Source organism: Streptomyces hirsutus, assembly GCF_001418415.1.
Classification (GTDB): domain Bacteria; phylum Actinomycetota; class Actinomycetes; order Streptomycetales; family Streptomycetaceae; genus Streptomyces; species Streptomyces hirsutus.
Genome location: NZ_LIQT01000037.1, coordinates 1 through 7,348, shown reverse-complemented (window position 1 = coordinate 7,348; position 7,348 = coordinate 1). Strand labels below are relative to the sequence as shown.

Annotated in this window: 8 protein-coding genes and 2 pseudogenes; 6 read left to right on the top strand and 4 right to left on the bottom strand. The window is 69.8% G+C overall.

Translation table 11 applies throughout. From position 1 onward, the window contains the following. Positions 1–196, top strand: a 196-nt coding sequence (locus tag AOK11_RS43780) for a hypothetical protein (protein ID WP_206188762.1), incomplete at its 5' end; no start/stop codon positions are given. Between the two features lie 490 nt (positions 197–686). Here AOK11_RS43780 and AOK11_RS03005 read toward each other — a convergent pair. Both AOK11_RS03005 and AOK11_RS42655 read right to left on the bottom strand, forming a co-directional pair. Beyond that, positions 687–848, bottom strand: coding sequence for a hypothetical protein (locus AOK11_RS03005; RefSeq protein WP_157869274.1), 162 nt, complete (start codon positions 846–848; stop codon positions 687–689). 104 nt (positions 849–952) lie between these two features. Next, positions 953–1,102 carry a hypothetical protein gene (locus tag AOK11_RS42655; protein ID WP_157869273.1) on the bottom strand — a complete coding sequence of 50 codons (150 nt, stop codon included), beginning with the start codon at positions 1,100–1,102 and terminating at the stop codon, positions 953–955. A 279-nt stretch (positions 1,103–1,381) separates the two neighbouring features. Here AOK11_RS42655 and AOK11_RS03000 point away from each other — a divergent pair, with 279 nt between their 5' ends. Further along, complete coding sequence (locus AOK11_RS03000; protein WP_055592052.1) at positions 1,382–2,074, top strand: response regulator transcription factor; 693 nt, start codon at positions 1,382–1,384, stop codon at positions 2,072–2,074. Beyond that, entirely contained in the window at positions 2,071–3,522 is a 1,452-nt protein-coding gene (locus AOK11_RS02995) for a HAMP domain-containing sensor histidine kinase (RefSeq protein WP_055592051.1), read from the top strand. The genes AOK11_RS03000 and AOK11_RS02995 overlap by 4 nt, the downstream gene beginning before the upstream one ends. Positions 3,523–3,725: 203 nt before the next feature. Here the strand turns inward: AOK11_RS02995 and AOK11_RS02990 are convergent, their stop codons facing one another. Together AOK11_RS02990 and AOK11_RS02985 are read right to left on the bottom strand one after the other, a co-directional pair. Further along, positions 3,726–5,876: an MMPL family transporter gene (locus AOK11_RS02990; protein ID WP_055592050.1), complete on the bottom strand. Its 2,151-nt coding sequence runs from the start codon at positions 5,874–5,876 to the stop codon at positions 3,726–3,728. Between the two features lie 86 nt (positions 5,877–5,962). Continuing rightward, entirely contained in the window at positions 5,963–6,400 is a 438-nt protein-coding gene (locus tag AOK11_RS02985; RefSeq protein WP_055592049.1) for an aromatic-ring hydroxylase C-terminal domain-containing protein, read from the bottom strand. Between the two features lie 202 nt (positions 6,401–6,602). Between AOK11_RS02985 and AOK11_RS02980 the strand changes: the two genes are divergently transcribed. The 3 genes and pseudogenes from AOK11_RS02980 to AOK11_RS44430 form a co-directional block, all read left to right on the top strand. Continuing rightward, positions 6,603–6,890 (top strand): IS3 family transposase, encoded by a 288-nt coding sequence (locus AOK11_RS02980; protein WP_055592054.1) that lies wholly within the window; start codon positions 6,603–6,605, stop codon positions 6,888–6,890. A 91-nt stretch (positions 6,891–6,981) separates the two neighbouring features. Then, positions 6,982–7,128, top strand: a pseudogene (locus AOK11_RS46600) (IS3 family transposase); the annotation flags it as partial. 24 nt (positions 7,129–7,152) lie between these two features. Continuing rightward, positions 7,153–7,348: pseudogene (locus tag AOK11_RS44430) on the top strand (hypothetical protein); the annotation flags it as partial.

Sequence of the window (7,348 nt, the reverse complement as noted above, 5' to 3'; positions counted from 1 at the left end):
CGCCCTGCCCGGTCGCGCGATCGACGCTGTAACCGGACGTCATGTGCAGATCTGCCGACCGGATGCGCTCTCCGTCGATCTGCCGCCCCGTTTCACCGACCTCGACCCCGCCCGTCCGCCCCAGCGCTTTCCCGTACTGCCCGGGAAAGACGTCGCCGCCGCAATGGGCAGGCGGGCAGCGCTTTGGGATCACTAGCCTGACACGCCATCAGGACGAGCGTCACGTGAGCGTCGAGACTGCCGTGCGCCGTCCCTGCGGAAATGGTGGCACGACGCTTCGTCACCTCCACGTCACTGGCCGAAACCGCAGGTCAGAGACGTTCGTCCGGAATACGGCACACTTCANNGCCACGCACTCCACGTGCGACGTCATCGGAAAGATGTCGGCTTGAGCGGGTCTCGGAAAAGGCCAGGTCAGAGGCCATTTCTCGGCTCGCTGTCCCGCCTGCGGGAGACTAGAGCGTCAAACGAGCGTCATGACGCACAGCACATCCCTCCTCTCCGGGACGGAACAGGCTGCCACGACCAACTGCCCCGGCACGGCCCGTTGGCTCGGCAGGCACGCCCGTGGGCTTTCGGGCTGACCGGCCGGCGTACCCGATGAAGCCGTGCCTTCTGCACTCCATCGAGAACGCCAGGGCCTCGGTCTTTCCAGGCTGACGCTGCTTGCAGAGGGACCGCTGGTTTCAAGCGAGCCGAAGGCGTTGGTCGGGGGCGTCTCGGCGCAGAGGGTCGGGGGATTCGTTGATGCGCATCAGCCAGTCGTAGGTGCGTACCTGGATGTGGGAGCGCCGGGCATGCAGTTCCCGGATTTCGGCGGCTGCGTCGTCGTAAGTCTCGCGGGCCATGATGATCAAGCCTGGGACTTCGGCCGTGATACCCGGCAGCAGGGTCCCTTGCATGATCGAGATCTGTCCGGATTCATCCGGTGAGGCCGAGGGCGGTCAGGGATCTACGGCAGTCGCGGGCGGTGGCGGAGGGCGGCGGCGATGTTGGTGCGACCGTCCTGACGGTGGACGCCGATAGCATTCTGCTTCAGCGTGGCCACGGCGCCGTCGTCGCCGGTGAGCGCAGCGGCCAGCAGCACGGTCACCAGGAGCACCGGGATCAATGGCAGCAGCCGCAGAATGATGAGGGTTGGGCGCGGGAGCCACCTGGGGACGCCGAGCGCCCGTGACCGGCGCGGAGGATCTGAGGATCTACTGTCTGGTTGCTGGGTGCGATGCTGGTCATCTGGTCCTCCCCTGCTCATGAGCCGACGGTGGGTTCCATTTCTTAGGTATCCGTAAGAGCGCGGTCCCCAGCGACGCTCTAATCCTGGCCTCAGGTTGATCGGGGACAATGAGCGGCAAAAACATCGACTGGAAGGGGGCGGGCCGGCGTGCGGATCATGATCGCGGATGATGACGTGGCCATCCGTGAGTCGCTGGAGCGGGTGCTCCAGGTCGAGGGTTACGACACGAGCACCGTCGCCAACGGTCTCGCCGTGCTCGACGGGGTCGGTGGGGCCAGCGGTGACACGCTGGATCTGCTGCTCCTCGACGTGATGATGCCCCACCTCGGCGGGTTGGAGACCTGCCGGCGGTTGCGGGCCGCGGGTCGGGATCTGCCGGTGCTGATGCTGACCGCCCGTGACCAGGTCTCCGACCGGGTCGCGGGGCTGGACGCGGGCGCCGACGACTACCTGCCCAAGCCGTTCGCCACCGAGGAGTTGCTGGCCCGGGTGCGGGCCCTGCTGCGCCGGCGCACGCCGACCGACGAGGAGTCGCAGATCCTGTCGTTCGCCGACGTCCGGCTCGATCCCGACAGGTTCGAGGCGTGGCGGGGCGGGCGGCCGCTGCACCTGACCCGGACCGAGTTCTCCCTCCTGCAGGTCCTCGTGAGGAACGCGACCCGGGTCTTGACCCGCGACGTGCTGTTCGAGGCGATCTGGGGCTTCGGCATGAGCTCCACTGCCAACAACCTCCAGGTATACGTGAGCTACCTGCGCCGCAAGATGGAGGCCGAGGGTGAGCCGCGATTGATCTACACGCTGCGCGGCCTGGGATACACGTTGCGGGAGACTCCTCCGTGAGCAGGCCCGCCGGCCGGGAACCGCGCCGGCTGACCCGATGGTGGCGCCGGCGGTCCCTGCGGACCAGGCTGACGGTGATCGCGGCGACGGCCATCGCGGTCAGCGTGTTCGCGGCCTTCCAGGTGGCCAGCGAGCTACTGGACTGGGAGCTGCAGGACACCGCCGAGAATCAGCTACGCGCCGACTCCCGCGTCCTGGCGACGAACGCGGAGCGCGCCGGTCTGGCACAGGTCCAGCTACCGCCGTATCCCGGATCCGGTCGGCTGGTGCGGGTCATCCTGCCCGACGGCTCGATCCGGACGCCGGCCGGCCAACCCGCGCTGCCCCCGGTCAGCGAGCACGCCGGGCGCGTGGCGCAGGGCGCGTCGGCCGACCTGATGGAGTCGAACGACAGCGACGACGACGGCTACCTCATCTACACGCTGCGGGCGGGCGACGGCGCGGTCCAGGTGGCCCGCGTCGTCGACGACAGCCCGATCAACCGGTTCGGGTTTGGCATGCTGCTGATCGGGCTGCTCTGCGTGGTCGGCGGCGCCCTTGTCGGGCGGACCGTGGCGCGGACCGGGCTGACACCGATCGACCGGCTGACCGCCGCCGCGGTACGTGTCGCGCACACCCAGGATCTCGACGCCGACATCCCGGATGAGGGCGGTGGGGAGATCCGGCGGCTGATCCAGTCGATCAACGACATGCTCGCCGCGCTCCGGAACTCCCGGCGGGCCCAGCGGCTGCTCGCCGAGGACGCCGCCCACGAGCTCAAGACCCCCCTCACCAGCCTGCGCCTCAACGTCGAGCTGCTGATCCGGCTCGATCGGCGCGGCACCCTGGACAGCGCACTGCCGACGGAGAGCCGGACCCGGCTGCTCAACGATCTCGGCGCCCAGGTGGCCGAGTTGAGCACCCTTGCCGCCGAGCTGACCGACCTGGCGCGCGGTGCCGTCAGCGACGAGAGCACCGAGGTGCTCGACCTCGCCGACGTGGTGGTGGCCGCCGCGACCCGGGCGCGTTCCCGCGTGCCCGACATCGAGGTCGCGCTCGACGTGACCTCTGTGTGGGTGAGCGGGCGTCCCGCTGCGCTCGAGCGGGCGGTGCTCAACCTCATCGACAACGCCGGCAAGTGGTCCCCCGCGAACCAGCCGGTCCAGGTCCGGCTCCGTGCCGAGGGCGCGTCGGCGGTGCTCGAGGTCGACGACGCCGGGCCGGGCATCGACGCCGCCGACGTACCGCGGGTGTTCGACCGGTTCTACCGTGCCGACAGCGCCCGGGCGTTGCCGGGATCCGGTCTGGGGCTGTCGATCGTGCAGCGGGTCGTCGACGCCCACGGCGGCCGGGCCACCGTCGCCCGCTCCGCACGCGGTGGCGCGCTGCTTCGGGTCGACCTTCCGGCCGCGGCCCCGCCCGCCCCGATCGCGCGGCTCACCGCCGGGAAGGACACCGAGGTGCGCTGACCCGCCCCGGCGGCGCGGCGCAGGACAAGGGACGGCGGCCCTCGGGCATGGCCCCGCGCGGCTCACCGCCGGGGCAGGACACCGCGATGCGCCGACCCCAGCCCCGGCGGCGCGGCGCAGGACCAAAGGGCGGCGACCGTCGGGCCCATGAAAATCCGGGACGGGCCTGGGGCCCGTCCCGGAACTCGTCCGTGCCGCCGCGCTCACCGTTGCAGCGCGGGCTCCTCGTCGTCGGCGAGCGGCTGTTGACCGCCCGGCAGCTCCGCCGCTGGACGGGACAGCCGGCTCGGCCACCACATCCGCCGGCCGATCAGCAAGGTGAGGGCGGGCACCAGGACCGACCGCACCAGCAGGGCGTCGAGCAGCACGCCGAAGGCCACCAGGAACCCGACCTCGATCAGCATCACCAGCGGAAGTGTGACGAGGACCGCGAACGTGGCCGCCAGGACCAGGCCTGCCGAGGTGATGACGCCACCGGTGGCCGAGAGGGCTCTGAGCATGCCCTCTCTGGTGCCGAGACGCACGGTCTCCTCCCGGGCCCGGCTGGCCAGGAAGATGTTGTAGTCGATGCCGAGCGCCACCAGGAACAGGAATGCCAGCAGCGGCACCGAAGAGTCGACACCCTTGAACCCGAGGATCGTGTCGAAGACGAACACGCTGCCGCCGAAGGCTGCGGCGAATGAGACGATCACGGTGGACATCAGGACCAGCGGGGCCAGGACCGCGCGCAGCAGCAGCCCGAGGACGATCAGGACGACGACGAGCACCAGCGGGATCACCAGCTTCTCGTCGCGCTTGGTGGTCACCTCGGTGTCGAGGTTCTCCGCACTCGGCCCACCGACGATCGCCTCCGCCCCGCTCACCGCGTGCACGGCGGTGCGCACCCGCTTGATCGTGTCGTACTCTGCGACGGTGTCCGGCGCGTCCTTCGGGAACACGGAGATGTTGGCCCAGCCACCGCTGGTCTGCTCCGGGATGGCCAGGGCCACACCGCGAGTGTCCTTGACGATGTCGAGCACCCGCTCCTGGTGCGCCGGCCGCGTGAAGATCGTCATCGGCTGGCCGCCGAGCTCCGGGAAGTGCTGGCGGAGAACGGTGAAGCCGGTGACCGACTCCGGCGCGGACAGGAACTGGTCCTGCTCCCGCAGGGCGCCGGTGTTGCCCGCCAGCCCGAGGGCGAGCACGCCGAGGACTCCGAGCGAGCCGAGCGTCGCCACCCACCGGCGGCGGCTGATAGCGGTGCCGAGCCGTCCCCACAGCCCCGGCTTCTCCTCCACGGCCGTGCTGAACCGCGGGATGGCCGGCCAGAAGATCCGCCTGCCGAGCACCACGAGCACCGCCGGGAACAGCGTCAGCATGGCCACCAGCGCGCACAAGATGCCGGCCGCACCGATCGGGCCCAACCCGCTGGTGCTGTTCAGGTCCGCGACGAGCAGGCAGAGCAGGCCGGCGACCACGGTGGCCGCGGACGCGACGATGGCCGGCGCCGCGCCGCGTAGCGCGTGGACCATCGCGACCCGAACGTTCTCATGGTGGTGCAGTGCCTCCCGATATCGAGCGATGAGCAACAGCGCGTAGTCAGTGCCGACGCCGAACACCAGGATCGTCAGCAGCGCCGAGTTCTGGTCGTTGACCACGATGCCGAAGCCCTTGACGAGCAGGTAGACGGTCCCCATCGAGGTCAGTGCGGCCGCGCCAACGGCCACCAGCGGGATGATCCACAACACCGGGCTGCGGTAGGTGAGGATGAGCAGGAGCGTGACGACGACGATGGTGGTGAGGAGGACCTGCACGTCGATGCCGTCGAAGACGGCATCCATGTCGCCGTCGATCGCGCCCGGGCCGGTCACGTCGAGTTCCAGGCCGGAGGGGCGGTCCTTCGCGGCGTCACGCAACGGGCCGACGATCTCCTCCGGTGCGCCGTAGGCCGTGCTCACCTCGAGGGTGAACATCATCGCCTTGCGGTCGGTGGAGAGGCTCGCCGGTGAGCCCTCGTCGTCCTCGCCGGCCGCCGCCGTCGCCTTCGGCGGGTACCGCTTGGCAAGGGTGTCGTAGTGGCGCTCGACCGTCGCGCGGTCGGCGTCGGTCATGCCGCCGGCGCGGTGGTACACGAAGACGAACGTGTTGTTGTCACCGCCGGGGAGACTGTCGTCCAGCGCCGCCACCTTGGTGGACTCGGCACTGGCCGGCAGGGTGTCTACGGCGCTGTCGGTGGTGACCGAGCTCAACTTTCCGCTCAGCGGCACCATGCCCGCCGCCAGCACCAGCCACAAGCCAATCACCAACCATGGCACCCACCGGCCTGCCAACCGACCGGCCGGCGCTTGCCCGGACGGCGCTGCGTTGACTGCCATCACTAGCCTCCTACATACGGGTTGCATCGCTTATCTGGATGCCTACTTCATACGGAGCGAACCTGAGACGACTGTTAATACGGTGCTCAGGCCGGTTGGCCGAACCATGTGCCCAGCGCACGCACCAGCGTGGTGGCGTCGAGGTCCTGCCCGGTAGGCAAGGCCCAGGCGACACAGCCGTCGGGCCGGATGAGCAACGCGTCGACGTCCACCCGGTCCGTGCGGGCGGTGACGGTGTTGACCCGTCCGGTCCACGCGGCCGCGGCGTCGCGGGCCTCCGCGCGGTCGACGAGGTCGAGCAGGAGCCCACGACCCTCACGCAGCAGGTCCGCCGACCGGGTCACCGCGGTGACGACGTCCGGGTCGGGCCGCTCCAGCGTCAACTTCATGTCCGGGCACAGGGTGCCGACGAGCCGGTGGTCGTCGCCCAGGTCGTACCGGACGTCCATGCCGGCGAGCATGTCGGCGACGTACCGGTGGGCGTCATCGAGGTCCATCAGGTCGGAGAACACCGTCGAGTCCACTGTGGACAGTCGACTCACCCCGAGCCCGGGGTTGAGATCGGTACAGCGGTTAGCAGTTCAAATAATCTTGACGGTGGGTCTGCCGTGGCGGGTCGGCCAGGTAGTCGTCGCCGATTTGGTGGTAGCCCAGCAGTGAAGTTGCCCCGGTTTGATGGACAACCTTTTGCTTTGGGACACTGGGTCCCGCAAGGAGGAGTTCATCGTGCCAAGGACGCGTCCGGCCTACCCGCCGGAGTTCCGTCGCCAGATAGTCGAGCTGGTCCGGGCCGGCCGGTCGCCGGAGGAGCTGGCGAAGGAGTTCGAGCCGTCCGCCCAGACCATCCGGACCTGGACCAACCAGGACCGGATGGACACCGGGGAACGCCCCGGCTTGACCAGCGACGAGAAGGAGGAACTCGCCCAGCTGCGCCGCGAGGTGAAGCAGTTGCGCGAGGAGAAGGAGATCCTCCGCAAGGCCACGGTTTTCTTCGTCCGGGAGACCAGCCGGTGATCTGCTGCCGGCTGATTGACGAGAACACGGCACACCACGACGTCTCCCTGATGGCCCGGCTGCTGGGTGTGTCACGGCAGGGCTACTACGCCTGGAGGGACCGCGTCCCCTCCCGCCGCCGGCGGGAGGGGACGCCGAGCTCACGGAGAAGATCCGCGGGCACCACGAGCGGTCCCACGGAACCTACGGAGCCCCGCGCATCCATGCGGACCTGCGCGAGATCGACGGCCTGTCCGTCGGGCGCAAGCGCGTCGCCCGCCTGATGCGCAAGGCCGGGCTGACCGGCGTGCACCGCCGCACCGGCCGGGCCTCGCTCACCCGCCAGGACCGGCAGGCCACGGCCGCCCCCGACCTGATCGGCCGCGACTTCACCGCGAGCGCGCCGAACCTGCGCTGGAGTGCGGACATCGCCTACGTCCCCACCGATCAAGGCTGGCTCTACCTCGCCGTCGTCCTAG